General features: G+C 44.0%; 22 protein-coding genes. 1 reads left to right on the forward strand and 21 read right to left on the reverse strand.

Features of this window, described 5'->3' with window-relative positions; all coding sequences use genetic code 11:
• Positions 1 to 81 precede the first annotated feature (81 nt).
• The 21 genes from trpS to AB5916_RS11065 all read right to left on the reverse strand — a co-directional run bounded on the left by trpS (position 82) and on the right by AB5916_RS11065 (position 22383).
• Complete coding sequence (gene trpS / locus AB5916_RS10965) at positions 82 to 1128, reverse strand: tryptophan--tRNA ligase (RefSeq protein ID WP_368190812.1); 1047 nt, start codon at positions 1126 to 1128, stop codon at positions 82 to 84.
• 87 nt (positions 1129 to 1215) lie between these two features.
• Positions 1216 to 2310 carry a 3D domain-containing protein gene (locus tag AB5916_RS10970; RefSeq protein ID WP_368190814.1) on the reverse strand — a complete coding sequence of 365 codons (1095 nt, stop codon included), beginning with the start codon at positions 2308 to 2310 and terminating at the stop codon, positions 1216 to 1218.
• A 122-nt stretch (positions 2311 to 2432) separates the two neighbouring features.
• Positions 2433 to 3635, reverse strand: coding sequence for a S41 family peptidase (locus AB5916_RS10975; protein ID WP_368190815.1), 1203 nt, complete (start codon positions 3633 to 3635; stop codon positions 2433 to 2435).
• A gap of 57 nt (positions 3636 to 3692) precedes the next feature.
• A complete protein-coding gene (ftsX, locus tag AB5916_RS10980; RefSeq protein WP_158421341.1) occupies positions 3693 to 4598 on the reverse strand; it encodes a permease-like cell division protein FtsX in 906 nt (301 codons plus the stop codon).
• Complete coding sequence (gene ftsE, locus AB5916_RS10985; RefSeq protein ID WP_158421340.1) at positions 4588 to 5271, reverse strand: cell division ATP-binding protein FtsE; 684 nt, start codon at positions 5269 to 5271, stop codon at positions 4588 to 4590. Before ftsE ends, ftsX begins: the two co-directional genes overlap by 11 nt.
• 174 nt (positions 5272 to 5445) lie before the next feature.
• Positions 5446 to 5850 (reverse strand): type II toxin-antitoxin system HicB family antitoxin, encoded by a 405-nt coding sequence (locus AB5916_RS10990; RefSeq protein ID WP_368190818.1) that lies wholly within the window; start codon positions 5848 to 5850, stop codon positions 5446 to 5448.
• A gap of 55 nt (positions 5851 to 5905) precedes the next feature.
• Positions 5906 to 6091 carry a type II toxin-antitoxin system HicA family toxin gene (locus AB5916_RS10995; RefSeq protein ID WP_368190819.1) on the reverse strand — a complete coding sequence of 62 codons (186 nt, stop codon included), beginning with the start codon at positions 6089 to 6091 and terminating at the stop codon, positions 5906 to 5908.
• Positions 6092 to 6290: 199 nt separating this feature from the next.
• Positions 6291 to 7379 (reverse strand): CdaR family transcriptional regulator, encoded by a 1089-nt coding sequence (locus tag AB5916_RS11000; protein ID WP_158421374.1) that lies wholly within the window; start codon positions 7377 to 7379, stop codon positions 6291 to 6293.
• Positions 7380 to 7488: 109 nt separating this feature from the next.
• Positions 7489 to 8376 carry a YitT family protein gene (locus AB5916_RS11005; protein WP_368190821.1) on the reverse strand — a complete coding sequence of 296 codons (888 nt, stop codon included), beginning with the start codon at positions 8374 to 8376 and terminating at the stop codon, positions 7489 to 7491.
• On the reverse strand, positions 8373 to 10217 hold the full coding sequence (locus AB5916_RS11010; protein WP_368190823.1) for a nitric oxide reductase activation protein: 1845 nt from the start codon (positions 10215 to 10217) through the stop codon (positions 8373 to 8375). Before AB5916_RS11010 ends, AB5916_RS11005 begins: the two co-directional genes overlap by 4 nt.
• Entirely contained in the window at positions 10210 to 11127 is a 918-nt protein-coding gene (locus AB5916_RS11015; RefSeq protein ID WP_368190824.1) for an AAA family ATPase, read from the reverse strand. Before AB5916_RS11015 ends, AB5916_RS11010 begins: the two co-directional genes overlap by 8 nt.
• 27 nt (positions 11128 to 11154) lie before the next feature.
• The gene (locus AB5916_RS11020) at positions 11155 to 13269 is read right to left on the reverse strand and encodes a glutamine synthetase III (protein WP_158421334.1); all 2115 of its coding nucleotides are present in this window, start codon (positions 13267 to 13269) and stop codon (positions 11155 to 11157) included.
• An 88-nt stretch (positions 13270 to 13357) separates the two neighbouring features.
• Positions 13358 to 14260 (reverse strand): diacylglycerol kinase family protein, encoded by a 903-nt coding sequence (locus tag AB5916_RS11025; protein ID WP_173726902.1) that lies wholly within the window; start codon positions 14258 to 14260, stop codon positions 13358 to 13360.
• A 106-nt stretch (positions 14261 to 14366) separates the two neighbouring features.
• On the reverse strand, positions 14367 to 15146 hold the full coding sequence (gene trpA, locus AB5916_RS11030; RefSeq protein WP_173726903.1) for a tryptophan synthase subunit alpha: 780 nt from the start codon (positions 15144 to 15146) through the stop codon (positions 14367 to 14369).
• Entirely contained in the window at positions 15139 to 16323 is a 1185-nt protein-coding gene (gene trpB, locus AB5916_RS11035; RefSeq protein ID WP_368190827.1) for a tryptophan synthase subunit beta, read from the reverse strand. Before trpB ends, trpA begins: the two co-directional genes overlap by 8 nt.
• Before the next feature lie 42 nt (positions 16324 to 16365).
• Positions 16366 to 16971, reverse strand: coding sequence for a phosphoribosylanthranilate isomerase (locus AB5916_RS11040; protein WP_368190828.1), 606 nt, complete (start codon positions 16969 to 16971; stop codon positions 16366 to 16368).
• Positions 16959 to 17759, reverse strand: coding sequence for an indole-3-glycerol phosphate synthase TrpC (gene trpC / locus AB5916_RS11045; RefSeq protein WP_368190831.1), 801 nt, complete (start codon positions 17757 to 17759; stop codon positions 16959 to 16961). Before trpC ends, AB5916_RS11040 begins: the two co-directional genes overlap by 13 nt.
• Before the next feature lie 16 nt (positions 17760 to 17775).
• Entirely contained in the window at positions 17776 to 18786 is a 1011-nt protein-coding gene (gene trpD, locus AB5916_RS11050; RefSeq protein WP_368190832.1) for an anthranilate phosphoribosyltransferase, read from the reverse strand.
• Between the two features lie 50 nt (positions 18787 to 18836).
• A complete protein-coding gene (locus tag AB5916_RS11055) occupies positions 18837 to 19409 on the reverse strand; it encodes an aminodeoxychorismate/anthranilate synthase component II (protein ID WP_368190834.1) in 573 nt (190 codons plus the stop codon).
• Entirely contained in the window at positions 19406 to 20893 is a 1488-nt protein-coding gene (gene trpE, locus AB5916_RS11060) for an anthranilate synthase component I (protein WP_368190836.1), read from the reverse strand. The genes AB5916_RS11055 and trpE overlap by 4 nt, the downstream gene beginning before the upstream one ends.
• Positions 20894 to 21321: 428 nt before the next feature.
• Positions 21322 to 22383, reverse strand: coding sequence for an NAD(P)-dependent alcohol dehydrogenase (locus tag AB5916_RS11065; protein ID WP_330382902.1), 1062 nt, complete (start codon positions 22381 to 22383; stop codon positions 21322 to 21324).
• A 282-nt stretch (positions 22384 to 22665) separates the two neighbouring features.
• Here AB5916_RS11065 and AB5916_RS11070 point away from each other — a divergent pair, with 282 nt between their 5' ends.
• Positions 22666 to 23793, forward strand: a complete 1128-nt coding sequence (locus AB5916_RS11070; protein WP_368190837.1) for an ROK family transcriptional regulator — start codon at positions 22666 to 22668, stop codon at positions 23791 to 23793.
• Positions 23794 to 23856 lie beyond the last annotated feature (63 nt).

Genomic DNA, 23856 nt, shown 5'->3' on the forward strand with positions numbered 1-23856 from the left:
GCTTGTAGATACTTGGCTCAGTAGAGCCATTGAGCAAGAAGCCCCCACTTCAAAATTAGAGATTTAAGTGGTGGGAGTATGTCACTCCGCAAAATAATCAATCTGCATTGCATGGCGGACATCCTGCATAGTTTTGGCAGCTGCTTTTCTCGCTTCCTCGCTGCCCTTTTTCAGGATCTCATATACCTCCGGTATCCTCTGCTCCCAGGCCTTTCTGCGCTCTCTGATCGGTGCCAGTTCAGCCTGTACTACATTGTTCAGGAATTTCTTCACCTTTACATCTCCAAGCCCGCCTCTCTGATAATGAGCTTTCAACTCATCCAAACAGCTGTATTCTGGCAAAAATTTCTGGAAATGCTCCGGTCTGCAGAATGCATCCAGATAGATAAATACTGGATTTCCCTCAACCTTACCCGGATCCTGCACCCGAAGGTGATTCGGATCAGTAAACATAGACATGATCTTCTTCTTGATCTCTTCCGGCTCATCTGAAAGATAAATACAGTTCCCAAGAGATTTACTCATCTTAGCCTTTCCGTCAATACCCGGAAGTCTGAGGCATGCTGCATTATCCGGAAGGATGATCTCCGGCTCTGTCAGGGTCTCTCCGTATACAGTGTTAAACTTATGCACGATCTCCTTACACTGCTCCAGCATTGGAAGCTGATCCTCGCCTACCGGAACTGCAGTAGCATGAAATGCCGTAATATCTGCAGTCTGACTTACCGGATATGCCAGAAAACCTGCCGGAATGCTTGTCTCAAAATCACGCATTTTGATCTCTGCTTTTACGGTAGGATTCCGCTGCAGTCTGGATACAGTTACAAGATTCATATAATAAAAGGTAAGCTCTGCCAGCTCCGGAATGGTAGACTGTATAAAGATGGTGGATTTCTCCGGATCAAGCCCGCATGCCAGATAATCAAGTGCTACCTGGATAATATTCTGCCGTACCTTTTCCGGATGCTCTGCATTGTCTGTCAACGCCTGCGCATCTGCAATCATAATATATACTTTATCATAATCTCCTGAATTCTGAAGGGCAACTCTCCCTCTAAGTGAGCCTACATAATGTCCTACATGAAGTCTGCCTGTAGGTCTGTCTCCCGTTAAAATGATCTTTCCCATTTGTCCTGCCTCCAATCCTCTTATCTGTCGTTTCTCACTAATCATCTGCAAGTACCATAGCCGAAAATCTTTGTCCTCAGCCTTATTTTATTCCTGTATCAGGTATACTTCTGTGTAGTACACACCCTTGCTTTCCCCTTCTGCATGGCTTCCTACATAAATATCAATGCAATTCTCCTTGATCGCACCACCGCAGTCTTCTGCCACATATACCTGTCCGTCGATCACAACCTTGGAGCCATATGGGATCTGGGTAGGATCCACAGCAATGGTACGGTTGGTCACTGCAGTAACACCGGTAGATGTGATCCCATTGGACCATGGACCACAGCAGATACTGCATGGACAATAATGTGTGATACGAAAAGTGCCAAGAGACTTCAGGGATGCATCTGCTGATACGGAAATAGGGGTGCCTACCTGTACGCCATCTGCGGCGGCACCGCTGCCATTGACAGATGTCACACCGTCAACAGCCTCAGCAAAAACACCTTCTCCTGCACTTTTGTGGATGCTTCCTGCCTGGATGTCTCCGTTCGAAGTAGAAGTATCTGCTTTTGCCGTAAGGCTTTCATCCTCATAACCTTCCAGCACATTGGTAGGTATATATCCTGTACTGGATGTGCCTTCCTCATTTTCAAAAATGATCCGGCTCCAGATCCTATCTACAATGCCGGTTCTGGTAATCTGATCCTCTTCCAGGACTTCACCTGTCACTTCGCCGTCTTTTCTTCCCGGAAAATCAAGAACATCACAGTCCCTGGCAACAGTAACCGTGTCATTCACCTCTTCCAGTGCTGTACCCTGGCCAAGCTGTATATCTGAAACAAAGCCACTGATCTGTTCTCCTGTATCGGATGTGTATTCTACCTTGCTCCAGCCATTATCACATACTGCAACCCGTTCCAGCTCTGTGCCAAAGACAGCCGTATCAAGCACATCTCCTGTCTCTCCTGGCTTGGAATGTATCTGGGCACTCTTGGATGTAATATATAAATCCTCTGCATCCGCCAGTGCTGTCACAGTGCCTCCTGCCCCGTCATCCAATAAAAAGCGCTGCAGTGCTTTATCTTCCTGTTTGTATTTATCAACAATCCCATCATAATCCAGTACCTGAGCTGAAACAGGGATGGGTGTTAAAAGAGCTGTACATAAGCCAGCCAGAAATATTTTTCTTTTCATGGTCAGTCTCCTCTCTGTCAAGAAACCCATAAGCTTGTCTTCTGTCCCTACTCTGCCTTATCATAGCACAGAACAGTGTCTCATTCAATTTTCTGACCCATGTTCACAGAATTTTTATAAAATCAGCTGCTTTCTCCATCATTTTCCAGAACCTGAATGGCCCTCTGAAGCTGATTATCCTCTTCATGGCTGTAATCACTTTTGTTCAAAAGATTGGAATCCAGCTTCTCTTCTACATCCGGGGTGATTCCTGTCTTATGGATATTATTGCCTTTTGGAGTATAATATTTGGAAACTGTAAGCTTCACTGCACTTCCATCCGAAAGAGTACGTATGGACTGTACGATCCCCTTTCCATAGGTAGTAGTGCCCACAATTGTTCCGATCCCGTAATCCTTAACTGCCCCTGCAAAAATCTCGGACGCACTGGCGCTGTTTTCATTAACCAGCACTGCCAGGGGGATATCAAGGGCATTTTTCCCGTCACAGGTTTCTTCTTCCCTGTTTCCGTTTTTATCCTCAGTATAAACGATCAGGCCTTCCGGAAGGATCTGCCTTAAGATATCACAGACAGAATCCAGCAGTCCCCCTGGATTATCCCGAAGATCTACGATCATCTTCTCCATACCCTGATCCTTCAGATCCTTAAATGCGGTTGTATATTGTTCCTCAGTAACCCCTTTAAATTCTGTGATCCGGATATATCCGATCTTAGAATCCAGCATCTCATGAAAAACAGATGGCAGTTCCACATCTGTAATAGGGACTGTAATGGTAAGAGGCTCATCTGCATTTTCTCTATGCACCGTAAGGATAACATTCTCGGCATCACTGTCCCGGATCATGGACGCCACTTCAGAAACAGAGCTTTCTGTAATATCCTGTCCGTCAACAGCACTGACCACATCCCCTTCCTTAAGACCTGCTGCTTCGCCTGGTCCTCCCTCATAGCACTGAACGATCTGCACGCCTCCTTCTTTATTCTCCTGCATCACAACGCCGATCCCTACATAGGACCCCTGAGAACTGGTATTTTCCTCCTGATATTCCTTTGCTGTATAGTATCTGGAATAAGGATCCCCAAGGCCATAGATCAATCCTGCATACAGCCCTTCTGCCAGTTCGTCTTCATCCTTATCCTCAAGATAATAAGTATCGATCAGTTCTTCCAGGTACTCCAGCTTCTGGACCCTGGCACTATCAGAAAGCACTGTCCCATCTGCTGGTACCTGTGCATATTTGTATCCTGCATATCCTCCTGCTGCCACTGCAACTGTAAAAGCTGTACCAAAGGCTGCACCTTTCCAGAAATTATTATCTGCCATCATTCCTCCTGCAAAAGAGGGATTGACGCATCTGCATCAATCCCACATTCTAATACCTTATACTTTCAAATGCTTTCTGGTTGTCCAGAAGCTTCCCAAAAGACCGATCCCGATCCCCAGTGCCAGACCGATAGGCAGAAGTGTCATGTAGATCCTGCCTACTGGTATGAACTCAACCACGCCCATAAGTACATTAAACCTGGTCAGTACATAAGTAACTGCACTATTATAAGCAAAATACAGGATCACAAGGGGAATAGCCGCTCCTATCACTCCAAGCACCATACCTTCCAGAAGGAACGGTGCACGTACAAAAGCATCTGTGGCTCCGATATATTTCATGATCCCGATCTCATCCTTACGCACAGTTATACCTACGGACACTGTATTGCTGATCAAAAATACAGAGATCAGAAGAAGGATCACAATGATCACAATGGAAATACCGGATACCAGCTTGTTAATGGAACCAAGCGTCTTGGCTGCCTGCTCAGACTGACTAACCTCTCTTACGTGATCCAAAGTCTGGATATACGCTACGATCACTGCCTGTTTGGAAATGTCCTTCAGATATACCTGGTAGTTGGAGGAATTCACCAGCGGATTGTCATCCTTAAATCCGTCAGCTACATCTGTATCTCCAAAATATTCTTTCTTCATCTTTTCCCAGGCATCATCTGCAGACTCATACTGGATCTGTGCTACTTCAGGACGTTCCTGGATCAACGCACCGATCTGCTGGATCTGCTCATCCGTAGTCCCTTCATCAAAAAATACTGTGATAGGAACCTCCTCTTCCACCTTATGTGCAATATTATTCACATTATTCACAATAGAATAAAAAACGCCAAACAATAGTATACAGGCGGACATGGTAAGAACTGATGCAATGGAAAACATCATATTTCTTTTAATATTTTTTACACCCTGCTTCAGGGTATACCAGATCGTACTAGGCCTCATGATATTCTCCCTCTTTCTCGTCACTGATGATCACGCCATTATGCATGGTAACTACCCTTTTCTTCATGGCATTGACGATTTCTTTGTTGTGGGTAACTACCAGTACGGTTGTGCCTCTCTCATTGATCTCTTCCAGAAGCTTCATGATCTCCTCAGAGGTCTTAGGGTCAAGATTACCGGTTGGCTCATCTGCCAGGAGAATATCCGGACGGTTTACGATCGCTCTTGCAAGCGCCACTCTCTGCTGCTCTCCGCCGGACAGTTCGTCTGGAAATGCCTTATATTTCCCTGCAAGCCCTACCTCCTGCAAAACCTCTGGCACTCTTTTACGGATCACTCTGGTAGGACGGTTGATCACACGCTGTGCAAAAGCAACATTCTCATAAACATCCCTGTCCTTTAAAAGACGGAAATCCTGGAACACAACTCCCAGCTTCCTGCGGTATTTGGCTACTCTGCGGTGCTTCATCCCTTCCAGACGTTCTCCGCTTACAATGATCTCACCTGAAGTAGAATCCAGTTCCTTCAGTAAAAGTTTGATCAGTGTGGACTTCCCGGAGCCGCTGCTCCCTACCACAAATACAAATTCCCCTTTATCAACATGCAGGTTGGCATGATTCACAGCCGGAAGACCCTGCCCATAAGACTTGGTTACATCCATTAAATCGATCATAATGGTCTCCTTTGTTATGCGTAACTTTTATGTAACATTATTGTAATATATCTTTTATTAAATTGCAACTGCTATTTTCCGGTAATTTATTATACATGCACCCTTTTCCAAAAGCAAGGCATTTCACAGCTTCTACATAAAAAAGCACCCGGTTTTCCGAGTGCCTTCTTCTTATTATTTTCGGCCGGCTCCTACTTTTTCCATCAGTGCATCCTGTAATACCTGAGAAAAATTCAACCCCATACTTGTTGCTGATTCATTCAGCCACTCTGGAATCGTAAGAGTTTTCTTCACAGCCCTGTTGTTATGGAGCTTGCGATATTCAAGTGTATCACATGCAACGTAATTAATAAATTCCTTTCCTTCCAATGTGATATCGTCTTGTACTGACGGTTCAGGAATTGCCTTTCCTTCTCTCTCATAATCATATAAAGTAAATGCCAATGCATCCTCTGCCATAATCAATGCATCTTTCATATCATCGCCACATGTATAGCAGCTTTCCAAATCCGGAAAGTTCACTGAAAATCGTCCGTTCTCCTCCGGTGTAAATACAGCCGGATATGCATATTTTGCCATGTTGCACCTCCCAATCTTTCCTGTGCTATTCTTTTATATTTTGCTATGCCAGGTCTTATTTAATCCCCGCATCCCTTAATATTCTGTTTGCTGTGCCAGTTGGTATTTCTTTTCCGCCATGTCGTGGGATCATGAATGTTTTGCCTGTTATCTCACTATACCACTTGTCATGTTCTTTACCATGCTCTGCCAAGTGGCAGTGGTTCTTCTTTAACAATTTGATTAGCTCTGATGTTTTCATCTTTTTCTCCTTCCATAGTTATATTATAGCACGTATTTACACGTATGTCAATATGATTCACACATATTTACACGTATTTTTTTAAGAAGTACATAAGGAAGACATCAAAGTGCCATAAAAAAATTGTCTACCGCTGAAAAAACGGTAGACAAGTGGTATTTCCTTCTGAAAATTACTGAAAGCCACATAAATGCCGGCATTAGTACTCCAGCGTTTCCATGTATTTCATATATCTTACAACCATAAGAGCAATCTTAAAGGTAATGGCATCTTCAAATACACGAAGATCCAGTCCTGTACTCTTCTGCAGCTTATCCAGTCGGTATACAAGAGTATTCCTGTGGATATAAAGCTGTCTGGATGTTTCTGACACATTCAGGCTGTTCTCAAAGAATTTATCAATGGTAGTCAGTGTCTCTTCATCAAAATCATCTGGTGACTTACCGCCAAAGATCTCCTTAATGAACATCTTGCACAGCGGAATCGGGAGCTGATAGATCAGACGTCCGATACCCAGAGAGCTGTATGCGATAACATCCTTCTCCGGGAAGAAAATCTTACCTACATCCAAAGCCATACGTGCTTCCTTGTAGGATCGTGACACTTCCTTAAGCTCCTTCACAATGGTACCGTATGCAACATGTACTCCGTCTTCTCTGGAAAGTCCAAGTGTGTCCAGGATCGTCTGGGCCAGCTTATCCATAGTCTCATAGCCTTCGCCCTCTTCCAGTTCCTTTACAATGATCACACTCTTCTCATCTACGGCCGTGATAAAATCTTTGCTCTTACCACCAAAAATACTCTTAATGCTCTCTACAGAACTATGCTCTCTCTCCTGTGGAAGTTCGATCAGCATAACCACACGGCGCACATCAGCATCGATGTGAAGCTTCTTGGCACGATTGTAAATATCTACAAGAAGAAGATTATCAAGAAGAAGATTCTTGATAAAACTGTCTTTGTCAAAACGCTCCTTATAAGCTACGATCAGACTCTGAAGCTGAAATGCTGCCAGCTTCCCGACCATATACGTATCCTCGTCCTCTCCATGAGCTACAAGGATATACTCCAGCTGATAGTCATCATTCACTTTGAAATACTGATAACCTCTCACAAGCTGACTCTCTGCCGGCGAATCAACAAATGCCTGAACATCCCCTGCCTGGATCTCGAAATCAGTACATGTGGATGCAAGTGTCTTGCCATCTGTATCCATCACACAAAACTGTGTCCTGGATATCTCTTTAAGTCCCTCGAGGGTATTCTGTAATACCTGGCTTGATATCATTCTATTCAATCCCTTCTCATGTAAAAGTGTTTTAAGTTATTTTAATACAAAATAACCAAAAAAGAAAGAGGAAATCAGAAAAAATTTACAAATTTTTATTCAAAACTTCTCACTTTTTCTCTATAAAACCTTCCCCATGCACTTCCCGTACATCACATACGATCACAAAAGCATCTGGGTCTATCATATCCACTTTTTCTTTTAATGTAACGATTTCCTTTTTATTGACTACGCAAAACAGCATCAGCTTGTCCTGTCCGGAATACATTCCTACTCCTTTCAGGCCGGTAACACCGCGATCCATTTCATTGATGATCATATGGGAAACCTGATCCGCTTTCTCTGTGATAATATAAGCTCCCTTTGAAAATTTCAAACCTTCGATCATGCCATCCGTCACTTTTGTAACAAGATAAACTGCAATAATAGCATAAAGAGCCTTGTATACGCCAAAAACATACATGCCCACCACAACTACCAGGCCATCAATAAACTGCATGATCTGGGCAATAGAATAATGCTTAAGCTTCCGCTGGATCAGGGCAGCCATCATATCTGTTCCGCCGGTAGTCCCCTGTCCAAGGAAAACAAGTCCAATGCCTACTCCCTGAATCACACCACCATATACCGCAGCAAGCAGAAGATCATTTCCCGCCAGGTTAAAGTCAGGAATACAGCCTGGCAGCATCGCCAACCAGAAAGAAAGACACAACTCTCCTACCAGTGCTTTTTTTACAAACTGAAAGCCTCCGATCCTCATTCCTAAAAAGAACAGCGGAATGTTTAATGCCATGTTAGTGATCCATAAGGGAATTCCGCCAGGAACAAGGCTTTCTGTCCACTCTTTGACAATGATAGCTACTCCTGAAAAACCACCTGTAACCATTCCTGCCTTATCAAACGCAGATATTACAGCAACTGCCATCAGGCAGGTACCTACAATGATCAGCAGATAATCCATATATTTGAGTTTTTTCCCCCAAGGACTCATCTTCATTCCTCCAATTCCAATTGTTTTGTGAGATAGCGGCCTACAATTCTGGAAAAATCAGTAATATCCCGGATATATGCAAAATCCTTACCGAAGATTTTCTTTTCTGTAGCCAGATCTTTTTCCTCACCTGCAAATACTCCCAGTACGCTCACCCCTGCGTTTCTCAGCCTGCGGACTTCCCCGGCAGTATCATTCACTGCATATTGTCCCATATACGGCTTAGGATTCTTTGCATTTGGACGGTTTACAATTACATCATAAGGTCGTCCATCGCTTAAAATGATCATAATCTTTTTTTCTTCCCTACGGCCCAAAAGCCCATAACCGGCTGCTTTAATGGCCAATCCATCACTGTTGTTGGAAGATGTTACATAATTGAATATATTTTCACTTGCACTGTCAGGGTCATCATACTCCCGCAGCCTGTGTAAAATCGTATAGTCCCAGAATGTACAATAGCTCATCACACGGTGAGGAATCTTCACATTTCCCAGTGCTTTACTGATCATATATGCCTGTAATGCCACATGGCCCTGCCGATTCATCTGGGAACCACTGGCATCGATCAGTACATCTACAACAAAATCCGTTTGATCCCCCTGCTGCTCTTTTTTGAAAAGAAGTGCATCCCTGCTTCTGCCGATCCTCCATAATCTGGCAGGCAGGATCTGCCCCCTGTCAGACAGGATCTCCTGGTTTTCACTTCGCAAAATCAAGGATTTACGCAGCATTTCTGTAAGCTGGGCAACATTCCTCTTTACAACTCTGTGTTTATCATGATACAGCCACACATTTTTGTTTTTCAGGCGTACTGCATATTCGTACTGATAATTCCGCATAACCGGATTTTTCAGGATCCCTTCTGTAAAATACAGACTGCAGTCTCCGTGGATCCCTTTGCACATCAACTGGTTTATTTTCTTTTCTTCATTTTCTTTCAGATAAGTTTCCCCAAAATTAAGTTCCACATACCTGTGGGCCTTTTCCAATGCTTCAGGAGGAAGGATTTTGATCTTATGCCTGGTCTGTCTTTGCTCTTCCATTTCCTCGGTAACCTGGGAATCCTCCATTCCGGCTATCTGATCAGCCAGCTGCTGTGCATAGTCTTCCAGGCTTTCCTCATAAAGTTCTTCATCAAGAAGGTCTTTCCAGTCAAACTCTGACAGTTCCTCCATTGTGACAGCCATCACCTGTTCAAAACTGCCCTTTTCTTTTTCAAAGTCAGGCTCACATGCCTTATTGTATAACCGGTCAATAGCAAATGCCAATGCTTCTGTATCTTGGGAATTGCCTGCTTCCTTCACCAGATCCATGTACTTTTTCATGGAGGAAAGCACTGGTGCTTCTTTTTTGTGCTCCAGCCTGTCCAGCCTTTTTCTCAGAACCATAAGCCTGAGCATTTCCGGGATATTTCCAGTACCCGGGATCACCAGATACTCCTGATCAAGGATATCCAGGATAGCCTCTCTTTGCATATTTCGAATACCTGGACGTTCCAGGCAGATTCTGTCTCCAATGGCTTCCTCTATACAAAGCTGTGCCATTTTCGTAAGAAGCTGTTCATCTGCCCCAAAATACAGCTTCTTCAGCAGATAAAGCCCCAGATATTTTTTATCATAAAATTTTGCAAGTGCTCCCTGCTTGATCCCATCATAAAGGGCCAGCGGTCTGGAACGCCTGTATAAAGAAATATCCGGCTTCATTTCCTGGGCATAGTCACCACTGACTGTCCATAAAAGATTCCGGATACGGTTCTCCATTTCCAGCTGGATCTCAGAACCCTCCCCTTCAGAAAAGCCTGAGATCTCATTTGTATGTTCAATCCTTGACGGATGCTTATTCATAAACATCTTCCTTTGTCCAGTCCCTGGGGATCCTGGTATTTACAACATCCTCTACGATCTCTTTTTCAAAAATGTCAAATGTTTTATTTACGATTCCCATCTGCACAGCCTGCCATGGAGAAAGTCCGGTTTTTATGATCTTCACTGCTCCCAAAAGGCCTCGCAAATCCAGTGACTTGGTAGAAATCTCACTGTTGGCAGTTTTCAGCTGAAGATCAAGAAAAAGACCGATAAACTGGTCTACAGCTGCCTTCTTTGCATCCGGGAACATTTCCCTGAAAATAAATCCCAGGGTTTCCTCATTCTGGGGAGACATATCAATCACCATAAATCTGGAAACCAGGGCTTCATTTAATTCTCTGGTACCTGCATATCCGTAATTCATGGTTCCAATAAATCTGGCTGCCGGATGAAGATCAATCTTATCGTACCCTGGCACATCAATGGATCTTCGGTAATCCAGAGTAGCATGCAGCACGGAAACAGCATCATTTTTCGCCATATTGATCTCATCCAGGATACCAAAGCCCCCATGCTGGGCACACCGGTAAATACTGCCCTTCCGAAGTTTTACCTGATTGTCCTCAAAAGTATCTGTACCGATCAGATCTCCACTGTTGGTATTCACATGAAAAGATACATTGTAGATCGGTCTGCCGAAAATATAGGCAAGATTCTCTGCCAGTATATTTTTACCAGTGGCCTTAGGCCCTGTGAGAAGAAGATTTTCCCCCTGGAGAAGGGCAGCCATGGCCATTTCCAAGGTTTCTTTTCCATAGAAATGGATTGCAGGCTGCTGCACACGCCCAACAGCATCTGCAGCAACCGTGTATTCTTTTCTGAATTCCAAAATCTCTTTGATCAGGTCTTCGGAAACAGCCTGTTCTCTTAAAAAATCAAATTCATTCATATAAGTATCCAACCTTTTGTTCCCGGATCAGACTTCAAAAATAAGGTCTCCGTAAGAAGGCATTGGCCACATCTCTTTATCTACGATCATTTCCAATTCATCAACCGGCTTCCGTAATTCGTCCATCGCAGGTACGATCTTTTCCCTGAAGAAAACAGCCCGTTCCCGTCCTTCCGGGTAAGACTCTACCTGGGAAACCAGCTTGCCTAACTTATTCATGGCACTGTTGGTTGTTTTTAAAAGCTTGCTGGTCTTTTTCAGAAGATCTGCCTGTACGCTTACGTCTGTGATCCCTGCTGCCTTTACAGAATTAATGGAATCAGCAAGCACCGTCGTATACCTGATCACTGCCGGGATGATCTGTTTGGTAACAATATCGATCATGGTCTTGGCCTCGATATTAATCGCTTTAGCATAAATCTCATACTGGATCTCTGCACGGGATTCCAGCTCTGTTCTGGTAAATACCCGGAAATTCTCAAACAGCTTTATGGATTTCTCCGTAGTCAGTGCAGGAATGGCATCTACCATGGACGGAAGGATAGGAAGGCCTCTTCGTTTTGCTTCTGCTTCCCATTCCGGTGCATAGCCATTGCCGCTAAATACGATCCTCTGGTGATCAGTTGCGTATTCTTTGATCAAATCATGCACTGCAAGTTCTAAATCTTCTGCAGATTCCAGTCTATCACATGCCTCTTTAAAAGCCTCAGCTGCAATAGTATTCAATACAACATTGCAGGAGGAAATCGAATCTCTGGAACCAACCATACGAAACTCAAACTTATTACCTGTAAATGCAAAAGGTGAAGTACGGTTCCTGTCTGTTGCATCCTTCATGAAGTCCGGAAGTGTACTTACACCGGTATTCATCTTTTCCCCGCTCTTACTGTGGGTAGCAGTTCCTGTACTGATCAGCTGATCCAGCACATCCTCAAGCTGTTCTCCAAGGAAAACAGAAATCACTGCCGGCGGAGCCTCATGGCCGCCAAGTCTCTGGTCATTCCCCACATCTGCTGCTGACTCCCGAAGAAGATCTGCATGCTCATCAACTGCTTTCAGAATACAGGTAAGTACAAGAAGGAACTGAACATTCTCATGAGGAGTTTTGCCTGGATCCAGCAGATTGATCCCGTCATCGGTAGTCAAAGACCAGTTATTATGCTTTCCGGAACCATTCACGCCTGCAAATGGTTTCTCATGGAGAAGACAGCGCATCCCCTGACGGCTTGCCACTTTCTTCAGGATACGCATCATGATCTGATTATGATCTGCCGCAATATTTACAGGCGCATAAATAGGTGCAAGCTCATGCTGTGCAGGAGCAACTTCATTATGCTGTGTCTTAGCAGAAACGCCCAGCTTCCAGCATTCTTCATTTACTTCTTTCATATAGGCAGATACTCTCTGGCGGATGGTTCCCAGATAATGGTCATCCATCTCCTGGCCTTTCGGAGGCATGGCGCCAAATAAAGTCCTGCCTGTATAAACAAGATCCTTTCTCTGTTTAAACTTTTCTTTATCGATCAGAAAATACTCCTGCTCTGCACCTACAGAGGGAGTCACCTTCTTAGATGTATGATTACCGAAAAGACGGATCAGACGCAGTGCCTGTGTATTCACTGCCTCCATGGAACGAAGAAGAGGAGTCTTCTGGTCAAGTGCCTCTCCTGTATAGGAGCAGAAAGCGGTAGGGATACATAAGGTACCGCCTGCTGCATCATGGCGTACAAAAGCCGGTGAGGTACAGTCCCATGTAGTGTAGCCTCTTGCTTCAAATGTAGCTCTAAGACCTCCGGACGGAAAAGAAGAGGCATCTGGTTCTCCTTTGATCAGTTCTTTACCGGAAAAGCTCATCAGCACCTTACCATTCTCCATAGGTGCTGTAATAAATGCATCATGCTTCTCTGCGGTTACACCTGTCAGTGGCTGGAACCAGTGGCTGTAATGGGTTGCCCCTTTCTCGATAGCCCACTCCTTCATCTCATGTGCTACCACATCAGCCACTTCCATAGACAGTTCTTTGCCTTCTTCTATGGTCTTTTTCAATTCCTTATATACCTTTTTGGGCAGTCTCTCCTGCATAACGGAATCATTAAATACATCACATCCAAAAATATCCGTCACTTTCACAAAATCTTCCATTAATAATCTCCTCTCCACTAATCACACATTTCTGTCTATGGGTATTTCACAGTTGTCCGTAACTGTTCAGTACTCTTTTCTCAGATCCTCAAGAATTCTTGGAACCTGTCAGATATAGGTTCAATGCTCTGTGCAGATTCCGGATCTCAACCTCCTTGTGATCTCCGCCGTATTCCCCGTCCAGCGTCCATGCCACAGCCTCATCTGACTGAATCCGGATCCTGCTTGTCTTAAAGGTATAGATCAGGTCTGAATTATCCTTACCAGACATCAGTCCTGCAATGATCTCCTGCATATCCATCGGATTCTTAGGCGTGGTGATCAAGGTCACCTCAAACAGGCCGTCATTCATATCCACATTTTTGCCGGTCAGATTCTTAAATCCTCCAACGGATCTGGAATTGGTGATCATCCCATACATAAAATCATCTTCAAAGATTTCATCCTCTGTTGTTACTTTCATATGGTAAGACTGAATATCAAACAGACGTTTGACCCCCTCCAGCAGATATGCCAGATGTCCCAGAATATTCTTCAGATCCTGGTCAGTCTCATAGGCCACATCCGTAAAAAGTCCAAATGCGGCAATATAAGTAAATGTCTGTTTATTAAACTTTCCGATATCACAGCGGTACACATTCTCTTCCATGATCATCTCTGCTGCAGCTACCATATTTTTGGGAATAAACAGGCTTCCTGCAAAATCATTGGTGCTTCCTGCCGGAATATATCCTACCGGAACCTTGCTTCCTGTCTCAACCAGTCCTGCAACCACCTCATCCAGTGTGCCATCGCCGCCGCTGCATACCACAAGATCCACCTTGTCTGCATACTTCCTGGTCATTTCATATGCATCTTTGGGATATTGTGTGGCACGGATGACCACTTCATAACCACCCTTGTTAAAAATATCCACAATATCCATTAAAGCGGTTTTGATCTTGCCTTTTCCGGCTTTTGGATTAAATACAAAAAAAAGTTTCTTCTCCAAGTTCAGGCCCTCTTTTTACATATTTTCTACATATTCATGTTATAATATAAAAAAAAGAGGGAAAAAAGTCAATCTTTTTGCCCTCTTTTTTGCTTTGTCGGATCTGCTATACGTTACGTACAGCATCCTTCATAGATTTCACATACTCCTTTACGTAAGGCACACAATCCTTTCCATACCTGGCACACAGCTTGACGATAGCAGAACCTACGATCGCCCCGTCGGACTGTTCTGCCATTTTAGCTGCCTGCTGCGGTGTACTGATTCCAAAGCCTACCGCACAGGGAATCTGTTTTTCTGCTTTTACCAGATGCACCATTGCCCCGATATCTGTGGTAATCTGGCTTCTAGTACCGGTTACTCCAAGAGAAGACACACAATATACAAAACCTTCCGCCTCTTTTGCGATCATTGCGATCCTTTCGTGGGAAGTAGGTGCGATCAGGGAGATCAAATCTATTCCATATGCTTTGCACACGCTGTCAAATTCTTCCTTTTCTTCAAATGGTACATCCGGAAGGATCAGTCCGTCCATTCCGACTTCAGACGCTTTTTTGATAAATCTTTCAGTTCCATAGGAAAAAACCACATTTGCATAAGTCATAAACACCATAGGGATCCTGGTTTTCTTACGGATCCGAACCACCATATCAAAAACCTTGTCTGTTGTTACGCCTCCGCCTAATGCTCTTACATTGGCAGCCTGGATCACAGGCCCTTCTGCTGTTGGATCGGAAAATGGGATCCCAAGCTCGATCAAATCTGCCCCTGCCTCTTCCATTGCATATACGATCTGCTCTGTTACATCAAGGGATGGATCCCCACAGGTAACAAAGGGAATAAATGCTTTTCCTTTACCAAATGCTGCTGCTATATTCTTATTCATGGATATCCTCCCCTCTGTATCTGGCAATTGCTGCACAATCCTTATCTCCACGTCCTGAAATCGTGATCACTACACACTGGTCTTTTCTCATGTCCGGTACGATCTTTCTTGCATAGGCCACTGCATGGGCACTTTCAATGGCGGGGATGATGCCCTCGATCCTGGAAAGATATTCAAAAGCATCCACTGCTTCATCATCTGTTACAGATACATACTGTGCTCTTCCTGTATCATACAGGTGGGCATGCTCAGGTCCGATCCCCGGATAATCCAGTCCAGCGGAAATGGAATACACCGGAGCGATCTGTCCATATTCATCCTGGCAGAAATATGACTTCATTCCATGGAAGATCCCCAGTTTTCCTGTTGCAATGGTAGCTGCAGTCTCTGCAGTATGGATGCCCCGGCCTGCTGCCTCGCAGCCGATCAGCTGTACTTCCTTATCTTCAATAAAATGGTAAAAGGTACCGATTGCATTGGAGCCGCCGCCTACGCAGGCAAGAACAGCATCCGGAAGCTTTCCTTCCTTTTCCAGCATCTGCTCCTTAATTTCTTTGGAGATCACAGCCTGGAAATCACGTACAATGGTAGGGAAAGGATGGGGTCCCATTACAGAGCCAAGTACATAATGGGTATCTGCGATCCGGTTCGTCCACTCTCTCATGGTTTCAGAAACTGCATCCTTTAAGGTTGCTGTACCGGAAGTTACAGGATGTACCTTTGCTCCCAGAAGCTTCATTTTGTATACATTTAATGCCTGTCTTTTGGTATCTTCCTCCCCCATGAAGACTTCACATTCCATCCCCATCAAGGCGGCTGCAGTAGCTGTGGCCACCCCATGCTGCCCTGCACCTGTTTCTGCGATCACACGGGTTTTTCCCATTTTCTTTGCAAGAAGCACCTGCCCCAGCACATTGTTGATCTTGTGGGCTCCTGTATGGTTCAGATCCTCTCTTTTCAGATAAACCTTTGCACCACCCAGATCTTCTGTCATATGTGCTGCATAATAAAGTCTGGATGGACGGCCTGCATATTCATTAAAAAGCTCTGTTAATTCCCTGTTAAATTCCGGGTCATTCTTGTAATGCTCATAGGCCTCTTCCAGCTCCAGTACTGCATTCATCAGTGTTTCCGGAATGTACTGGCCTCCATGTATTCCAAATCTGCCTTTAGACATATTTCTTATCCTCCTGCTTGTATTTCAAATGTTTTTGCCATTTTATAGCTTTCTCACCAATTCTACTGCCTGTCTGATCTTTTCAGGATCTTTTTTTCCATTTGTTTCCACACTGCTGCTAAGATCCACAGCCCAGGGGCTTAAGTAATGCACAGCTTTTTCCAGGTTATCCACTCCAAGTCCTCCTGCAAGAAAATAAGGTCTGGAAATCCCCCCTGCCAGCATCCAGTCAAAGGTTTTCCCAGTGCCTCCGCCGCCCTGATCCAGAAGGATATAATCTGCGCTGCTTGCTTTTGCCTTGGCAATATCTTCTTCTGTTTTTACAGAAAAAGCTTTGATCACCTTTTTTCCTGTTTCATCCTGCAGCTGCCGGATATAGGCTTCCTCTTCCTGCCCGTGAAGCTGTGCCATCTGGATCACCTTCTGATCTAAAAGGTCAGCCACCAGCACAAATGGTGCATTTACAAACACTCCAACTGCACAGATAGAAGGATCCAGCTGACGAATCAGCTTCTTTAACTCATCAGAAGTAATCGATCTTCTGCTTTTAGGGTATTCAACAATGAATCCGGCAAAATCAGGCTTGCAGCTGTTTACTGCCTGTATATCTTCCATAGTTCTTAAACCACAAATCTTTACTTTTGGCATAAGGGGCCTCCGTTTAAGTCTTCCAGTGCCTTTCTTTTATCCGGGCTGCGCATCAGCGTTTCGCCGATCAATACAGCCTGAATATCATTTTCCCGAAGCCTGTGAATATCTTCGGAGGTACGGATCCCGCTTTCTGATACAAAAACAGCATCAACAGGTGCGATTTTCCGAAGCCGGATACTGTTCCCTGTATCCACCTGAAAGGTTTTCAGATCCCTGTTATTTACTCCAATGATCTTAGCCCCGCAATCCAAAGCACGCAGAACTTCTTTTTCATCGTGAGCTTCCACCAAAGCATCCATATGAAGCTCCTTTGTCAGCTGATAAAAGTTACGCAGCTTAACATCATCAAGAAGAGAACAGATCAAAAGCACTGCACTGGCTCCCAGTGCCTTTGCCTGATAGATCATATATTCATCCACTGTAAAATCCTTGCGAAGTACCGGTATGTTTATTTCTTCTGCGATTTTTTCAAGGTAACCGTTTTGTCCCATAAAATAGAAAGGCTCTGTAAGGCAGGAAACAGCACTTGCCCCTGCTGCCTCATATTCCTTTGCAATATCAAGCCAGGGAAACTCCGGGGCGATCAGCCCTTTAGATGGAGAAGCTTTTTTCACTTCACAGATATAAGACATTCCCTGTACTTTAAGTGCCTGTAAAAAGCCAGGTTTTTCTTTATTTTCTGTTGTATGCTCTGCCCTATTACGCATCTCTTCCAGAGAACACTGTTTTTTTTCTTCCCGGATCCGCTCCTTTGTTTTTTCACCGATTTCCTCTAAAATATTCATAATTCCCAATCTCTTTTCAATGGTTAGTTTCGTATATAAATTCTTCCAGCTTCTTTACAGCAGCGCCGCTGTCGATCAGGCTTTCGGCCATCCTTACACCTTCTTCTATGGTTTTGGCCTTTCCGGTAATATACAGGGATGCACCTGCATTTAAGCATACTGCCTGACGCTTGGGTCCTTTTTCCCTGCCCTCCAGAATATCTCTGGTGATCTGTGCATTTTCCTCAGGAGTCCCCCCTGCCAGTTCTTCTTTCGCACAGCTGTTATACCCGAACTGCTCCGGCTGGATCTGATAAGACTGGAACCATCCATCACGGATCTCGCAGACAGTTGTAGGCGCACTCATGGAAATCTCGTCCAGCTTATCCTGTCCGTATACCACCATACCTTTTACAACACCCAGCTTAGCCATAACCTGTGCCAAAGGTTCAACCAATGTTTCATCATAAACGCCCATCAGTTCCATATTTGCACCTGCAGGATTGCTTAAAGGGCCAAGAATATTAAATACTGTGCGGATTCCCAATTCCTTTCGGATCGGTGCCACATACTTCATTGCAAAATGATAATTCTGTGCAAACAGGAAGCAGATATTGATCTTTTTCAGGATCCTTGCACTTTCTTCCGGTGAAACTGTGATCTTTACCCCTAATGCTTCCAGTACATCCGCTGCACCGGATTTGGAAGAAGCTGCCCGGTTTCCGTGTTTTGCCACTGGCACACCGCCTGCTGCGATCACCAGGGCTGAGGTAGTGGAAATATTAAAGGAGTTGGCACCGTCTCCGCCAGTTCCTACGATCTCCAGTACATCCATATCATGGAGAAGCTTTACGCAATGAGCACGCATGCCTGCTGCCGATGCAGTGATCTCGTCAATGGTCTCTCCTTTCAGAGACAGGGCTGTAAGATATGCTGACATCTGTACAGGTGTTGCCTCTCCGCTCATGATCTCATTCATTACCGTTTCTGCTTCCTTATAAGTAAGATCCTCTTTTTTTGATAATTTGATAATCGCTTCTTTGATCATGGTTCATCCTCCTCATTTTTTTGTCTGATGCTGTCCAGAAAATCTTGTTTTTATCTGATGCGGTCCAAAAAGTTTTCAATCATCTTTTTCCCATCCGGTGTCATCACAGATTCCGGATGAAACTGCACCCCAAACACAGGGTATTTTGTATGCTCCACAGCCATTACTTCCCCATCTTCAGACTTGGCAGTAACCCTTAATTCTTCTGGAAGGGTTTCTTCTTTTGCTGCCAGGGAGTGGTATCTGGCTGCCTTAAATACTTCAGGAAGTCCTGCGAACAAACGGTTCTCACAGGTCTGGATAATCTCTTTTTGTTTCCCATGCATCAATTCTTTTGCATAGGTTACAGTTCCTCCAAAGGCCTGACAAATAGCCTGATGCCCCAGACAAACACCCAGGATCGGGATTTTTCTTCCACAAGTACGGATCACCTCCACACATACTCCTGCATCCTCCGGTCTTCCGGGCCCCGGGGAAAGAACAATGGCCTCAGGCTTCATTTTCATGATTTCATCTACTGTGTATTCATCATTTCTGATCACCTTAATATCACTGTTTGCAGAGCCGATCAGCTGGTATAAATTATAAGAAAAGCTGTCATAATTATCGATCAACAGGATCATTGGATTCCCTCCTCTGCCTGGGCAAGTGCACGAACCACCGCTTTTGCCTTATTTTTACATTCCATAAATTCCTTTTCAGGTACACTGTCTGCCACGATTCCTGCACCGGATCGGATACAGATCTCGCCATTCTTTTTATACACAAGACGGATGGCAATACATACATCCAGATTTCCTGTAAAGTCCATATATCCGATGGCACCCCCATAAATACCACGTTTACTTTTTTCCAGTTCATCAATGATCTGACAGGCGCGAAATTTAGGTGCGCCGGAAAGAGTTCCTGCTGGAAGAATGGCATCCACTGCATTCACTGCATCTTTGTCATCCCGGATCTGCCCGATCACAGTAGACCCCAGATGCATCACACAGGAATACCGCTCTACATCCAAGTATTTTTCCACCTGTACAGTTCCGATCTTACTAATCTTTCCGATATCGTTTCTTCCCAGATCCACCAGCATATTATGCTCAGCCAGTTCCTTTTCATCTTTCAGAAGTTCTGCCTCCAATGCCAGATCTTCTTCCCTGTCCTTCCCTCTTGGCCTGGTTCCGGCTAACGGGAAAGTACTAAGCTTGCCCTGATCCAGCTTCACCAGAGTTTCCGGAGATGCACCTGCGATCTCAATGTCGTCACTGGAAAAATAGAACATATAAGGAGATGGATTGGTTGCCCGCAGCACGCGATAAGTATCAAACAGGCTTCCTTCTGCCTTTGCCCTCATAGGATTGGACAGCACCACCTGGAAAATATCTCCTTCTTTAATATACTGCTTTGCTCTTTCTACGATCTGACAATATTCTTTTTCCGGAAGTTCAGGCTGGATTTCTGACAGCAAATGAATAGGAGGAAATTCCATTTTATCTTCCTTTTTGATCAGATCTGCCATGTCCTGCAGCTTCTTTTTGGCTTCCTGATAAGAAATATCTATATTTTCTGTTTTTACCCCTGTGATAAGAAGCAGCTTTTGTCTGTAATGGTCAAAGGCGATCACCTGGTCAAAAAGCATCAGGTCCATATCCCTGAAATCCTGCTGTCCTTTAGATCCCAGCTTCAGTTTCGGTTCACTGTATCGGATATAGTCATAAGAAAAATATCCAACCAGGCCGCCGGTAAATGTAGGAAGGCCTTCTACTTTAGGACTTTTGTACTGATCCAGTACCTGCCGCAGGGTTTCTCCAGGATGAGTTACATGACAGATCTTCTCTTCCTGATTTCCGTTTTCTCCGGTATGCCGGATCTTCATTTCACCCTCACAGCAGGTAATTTCCATCACCGGGTCATATCCAAGAAATGAATATCTGCCCCATGCTTCACTTTGGCTTGCACTTTCCAACAGATAGCAGTGATGGCTTGCTTTTTTCAACATGCGCATCACTTCCACAGGTGTATACTTATCGGAAAATAATTCCCTGCATACCGGAATCCTTTTGTAGTCTCCCTGTGATGCCAGTTGTTTTACAGTTTCTAATGATGGATACATAGGAACACCTCCTGATCAGTTTTTGATTATGTGAATATCATCTGACAGCTCTGTCTGAAGGTATGTTTTCAGATATTTATATAAATAAAAAACGCCCTTGACAGAATCTGCTTCTGTCAAGGACGAGTATCATTCACCCGCGGTGCCACCTTGATTTACGGACGGACCGTACACTTTGAGGAATACTATCATATTCCTGGCAACTGACGTATGCCTTCACGTCACAGAATACTTAGTCATTAATAAATGCCTTTCCCTGTGCCCTCTGCGGTCCATTTAACAGCCTGCATTCCACCCGGCTCTCACCTTCCCGGACTCTCTGTGCGCGCTGAGCTGTTTTTATCTCCGCTTCAACGGTTTATCTTGTTAAATTGTTTTTTATAAATTACCATGTTTTTTTTTCATTGTCAAGCATTTTGTTTCATTTTTCATTTAATTTTTACAACGGCTTTCACAAGATCTGTCTTGTTATGTACAGCTTCATCATAAGCATCCTGAATGTGCTCCAGATCAAACTCATGAGTAACAATACTCTTAACATTGATAGCACCGCTGGATACAGCTGCAATTGCTTTCGGATAAATATTCTTATAACGGAATACGGACTTGATAGTAATTTCCTTATCCATGATCTGTGCAAAATTAAAGCTGATCTCTTCCTGTGCGGAAATACCTACCAACGTAATAGTGCCACCTCTTCTTACAATAAACGGAGTCTGTGCTATGGTTACTGGTGAACCAGCAGTCTCAAATACCACATCAGCACCACGGCCATTTGTAAGCTCACGGATCTTTGCCAGTGCATCCTCCTTGCCACTGTTTATAACTGCAGTGGCACCAAGCTCCATAGCCTTATCCAGACGTGCCTGCACCAGATCTGCAACGATGATCTTACCGGCGCCGTGTGCCTTACATGCAAGCAGTGTTACAAGTCCGATACATCCTGATCCCAGGATCACTACAGTGTCTCCTGTACCTACTGCCCCCTGCTCTGCCGCATAAAATCCTACAGATAATGGCTCGATCAATGCGCCTTCCTTTGTAGAAACGTTATCAGGAAGCTTAAAGCACATATCCTCAGGAAATGCCATATATTCTTCATTACATCCCTGTACTGGTGGCGTTGCAAGAAAGACCACATCCGGACATAGATTATAATGGCCAGATTTACAGAATTCACATTTTCCGCAGGTGATACCCGGTTCAAGTGCCACCTTGTCTCCTACTTTCAGGCTGGTAACATCCTTACCGATTTTTGCAATGGTTCCTGCACATTCATGTCCAAGCATGTAATCCTGGGAAAGATCTACCTTGTAAGCACCACAGCAGCCATTATGGTAATAATGTACATCAGATCCACAGATTCCCACATACTCTAGCGATACAAGAACTTCTTTATCTCCGATCTCCGGTACTGGAATCTCTTTTACAATCATCTTGTCTGTGCCTCTCATAAAAGCACCTTTCTGCATCATTTTTACATGACTCATATGTAAAACCCCCTTTTGCTTTTTAATAAAAGTATAGTATCTGCTCACACTTATGTCAATAGTTTTATATAAGTTTTTTCTGTTTATAAGATTATTTTCGTATTCCGTCTTAATATCTAAGCATTTTCGTATTCTTTTATAATTGTTTTAACAAAAGTTTTTATTTAAGTTCTGGATTTTAAATATTATAAATGGTATAATGATGAAAATACAAAAGATCTGATTTGCCTATGGCTGCATAACTATGGACACAGGATCTGTTGTTAAAAAAGGAGTAAAACAATGGACGAATACCTGGCAAAATCAAAAACCTCCGGGGATATTTACCGATTATTATATTATGGAGCATCCTGTTCCAGGCAGGAGATTTCCCAGACTCTAGATATCAGTCTTCCCACCACTACCCGCTGTCTGAACAGCCTGTGCAATGCAGGGTTTGTAAAAAGTGCAGGAGAATCCCAGTCTACAGGTGGAAGAAAGGCAACCCTTTATGAATACGTTCCTCAAGCAAGATATGCAGCCGGAATTGACATCACTAGGAACCATCTTTCCATTGTTCTGGTAGATCTTGGCCTGAACATTCTGGATACCAGACGTCTGCGTATTCCCTTTGAAGCAAGCGACCAGTATTTTTCAACTCTTGCCAGGGAATACGAAGATATGATCTCCCAGAATCTTCCTGACCGTTCCTGTCTTCTTGGCACCGGGATCTCTGTACCAGTGCTGTTAGGGGATGACCACAAAACTATCAATTACGCTACCGTAATCCCTCTTCCATTTAATATTTACAGTATTTTATCCAGCTATATCCATGAGCCTTTTCTTTTTTTCAATGACTCCAATTCTGCAGGGCTTGCAGAAAGCTGGCGTGGGCATTATACCAGTTCCCTGATCTATCTTTCCCTTTCCAGCAGCGTAGGCGGTGCTTATATAAATGGACGGACTTTATACACAGGGGATCACAACCGGGGATGTGAATTTGGTCACATGGCCCTTATCCCTCATGGTAAGAAATGTTACTGTGGCAGTTATGGCTGTCTTGACGCTTATTGTACAGCAAACGCCCTTACAGATTTTACAGATGGGAATTTAAAAGAATTTTTTGATATCCTGAAAACAGGTAATAATCAGGGAATCAGAAATGTTTTCGACAGCTACCTGGACTATCTGGCTATTGCCGTAAATAATCTTAGAATGTGCTTTGACTGTAATATTATCCTTGGTGGTAATGTAGGTGCTTATATGGCTGATTACCTGGATCTGTTCCGCAAAAAAGCCATAAAGCTGAATCCTTTTGAAAATGATGGAAGCTTTATCCATGCCTGCCATTATCGTACAGAAGCATCAGCTGTAGGCGCAGCCATTTATTATATTGACCAGTTTGTAAAAAACTTCCCATATGAAATGTAACACTGGTATCCTATAAAGCAAAAAAACTGCAGATACACATGATCTGCAGTTCTCGTATAGTAG

Origin of the sequence: Blautia sp. 1033sp1_1033st1_G9_1033SCRN_220408, from assembly GCF_040929965.1 — a bacterium.
In the GTDB taxonomy this organism is placed as follows: domain Bacteria; phylum Bacillota; class Clostridia; order Lachnospirales; family Lachnospiraceae; genus Blautia_A; species Blautia_A ammoniilytica.

Coding starts and splice junctions, on each gene's coding strand:
- trpS (WP_368190812.1), bottom strand. CDS start 1,128: ATGGGAAAGATCATTTTAACGGGAGACAGACCTACAGGCAGACTTCAT.
- trpE (WP_368190836.1), bottom strand. CDS start 20,893: ATGTATCCATCATTAGAAACTGTAAAACAACTGGCATCACAGGGAGAC.
- AB5916_RS11015 (WP_368190824.1), bottom strand. CDS start 11,127: ATGAATGAATTTGATTTTTTAAGAGAACAGGCTGTTTCCGAAGACCTG.
- AB5916_RS10995 (WP_368190819.1), bottom strand. CDS start 6,091: ATGAAAACATCAGAGCTAATCAAATTGTTAAAGAAGAACCACTGCCAC.
- AB5916_RS10970 (WP_368190814.1), bottom strand. CDS start 2,310: ATGAAAAGAAAAATATTTCTGGCTGGCTTATGTACAGCTCTTTTAACA.
- AB5916_RS11020 (WP_158421334.1), bottom strand. CDS start 13,269: ATGGAAGATTTTGTGAAAGTGACGGATATTTTTGGATGTGATGTATTT.
- AB5916_RS10990 (WP_368190818.1), bottom strand. CDS start 5,850: ATGGCAAAATATGCATATCCGGCTGTATTTACACCGGAGGAGAACGGA.
- ftsE (WP_158421340.1), bottom strand. CDS start 5,271: ATGATCGATTTAATGGATGTAACCAAGTCTTATGGGCAGGGTCTTCCG.
- trpD (WP_368190832.1), bottom strand. CDS start 18,786: ATGATCAAAGAAGCGATTATCAAATTATCAAAAAAAGAGGATCTTACT.
- AB5916_RS10975 (WP_368190815.1), bottom strand. CDS start 3,635: ATGGCAGATAATAATTTCTGGAAAGGTGCAGCCTTTGGTACAGCTTTT.
- trpB (WP_368190827.1), bottom strand. CDS start 16,323: ATGTCTAAAGGCAGATTTGGAATACATGGAGGCCAGTACATTCCGGAA.
- AB5916_RS11055 (WP_368190834.1), bottom strand. CDS start 19,409: ATGATCCTGTTGATCGATAATTATGACAGCTTTTCTTATAATTTATAC.
- AB5916_RS11010 (WP_368190823.1), bottom strand. CDS start 10,217: ATGAATAAGCATCCGTCAAGGATTGAACATACAAATGAGATCTCAGGC.
- trpA (WP_173726903.1), bottom strand. CDS start 15,146: ATGAATAAGAATATAGCAGCAGCATTTGGTAAAGGAAAAGCATTTATT.
- ftsX (WP_158421341.1), bottom strand. CDS start 4,598: ATGAGGCCTAGTACGATCTGGTATACCCTGAAGCAGGGTGTAAAAAAT.
- trpC (WP_368190831.1), bottom strand. CDS start 17,759: ATGAATATTTTAGAGGAAATCGGTGAAAAAACAAAGGAGCGGATCCGG.
- AB5916_RS11070 (WP_368190837.1), top strand. CDS start 22,666: ATGGACGAATACCTGGCAAAATCAAAAACCTCCGGGGATATTTACCGA.
- AB5916_RS11005 (WP_368190821.1), bottom strand. CDS start 8,376: ATGAAGATGAGTCCTTGGGGGAAAAAACTCAAATATATGGATTATCTG.
- AB5916_RS11000 (WP_158421374.1), bottom strand. CDS start 7,379: ATGATATCAAGCCAGGTATTACAGAATACCCTCGAGGGACTTAAAGAG.
- AB5916_RS11040 (WP_368190828.1), bottom strand. CDS start 16,971: ATGCCAAAAGTAAAGATTTGTGGTTTAAGAACTATGGAAGATATACAG.
- AB5916_RS11065 (WP_330382902.1), bottom strand. CDS start 22,383: ATGAGTCATGTAAAAATGATGCAGAAAGGTGCTTTTATGAGAGGCACA.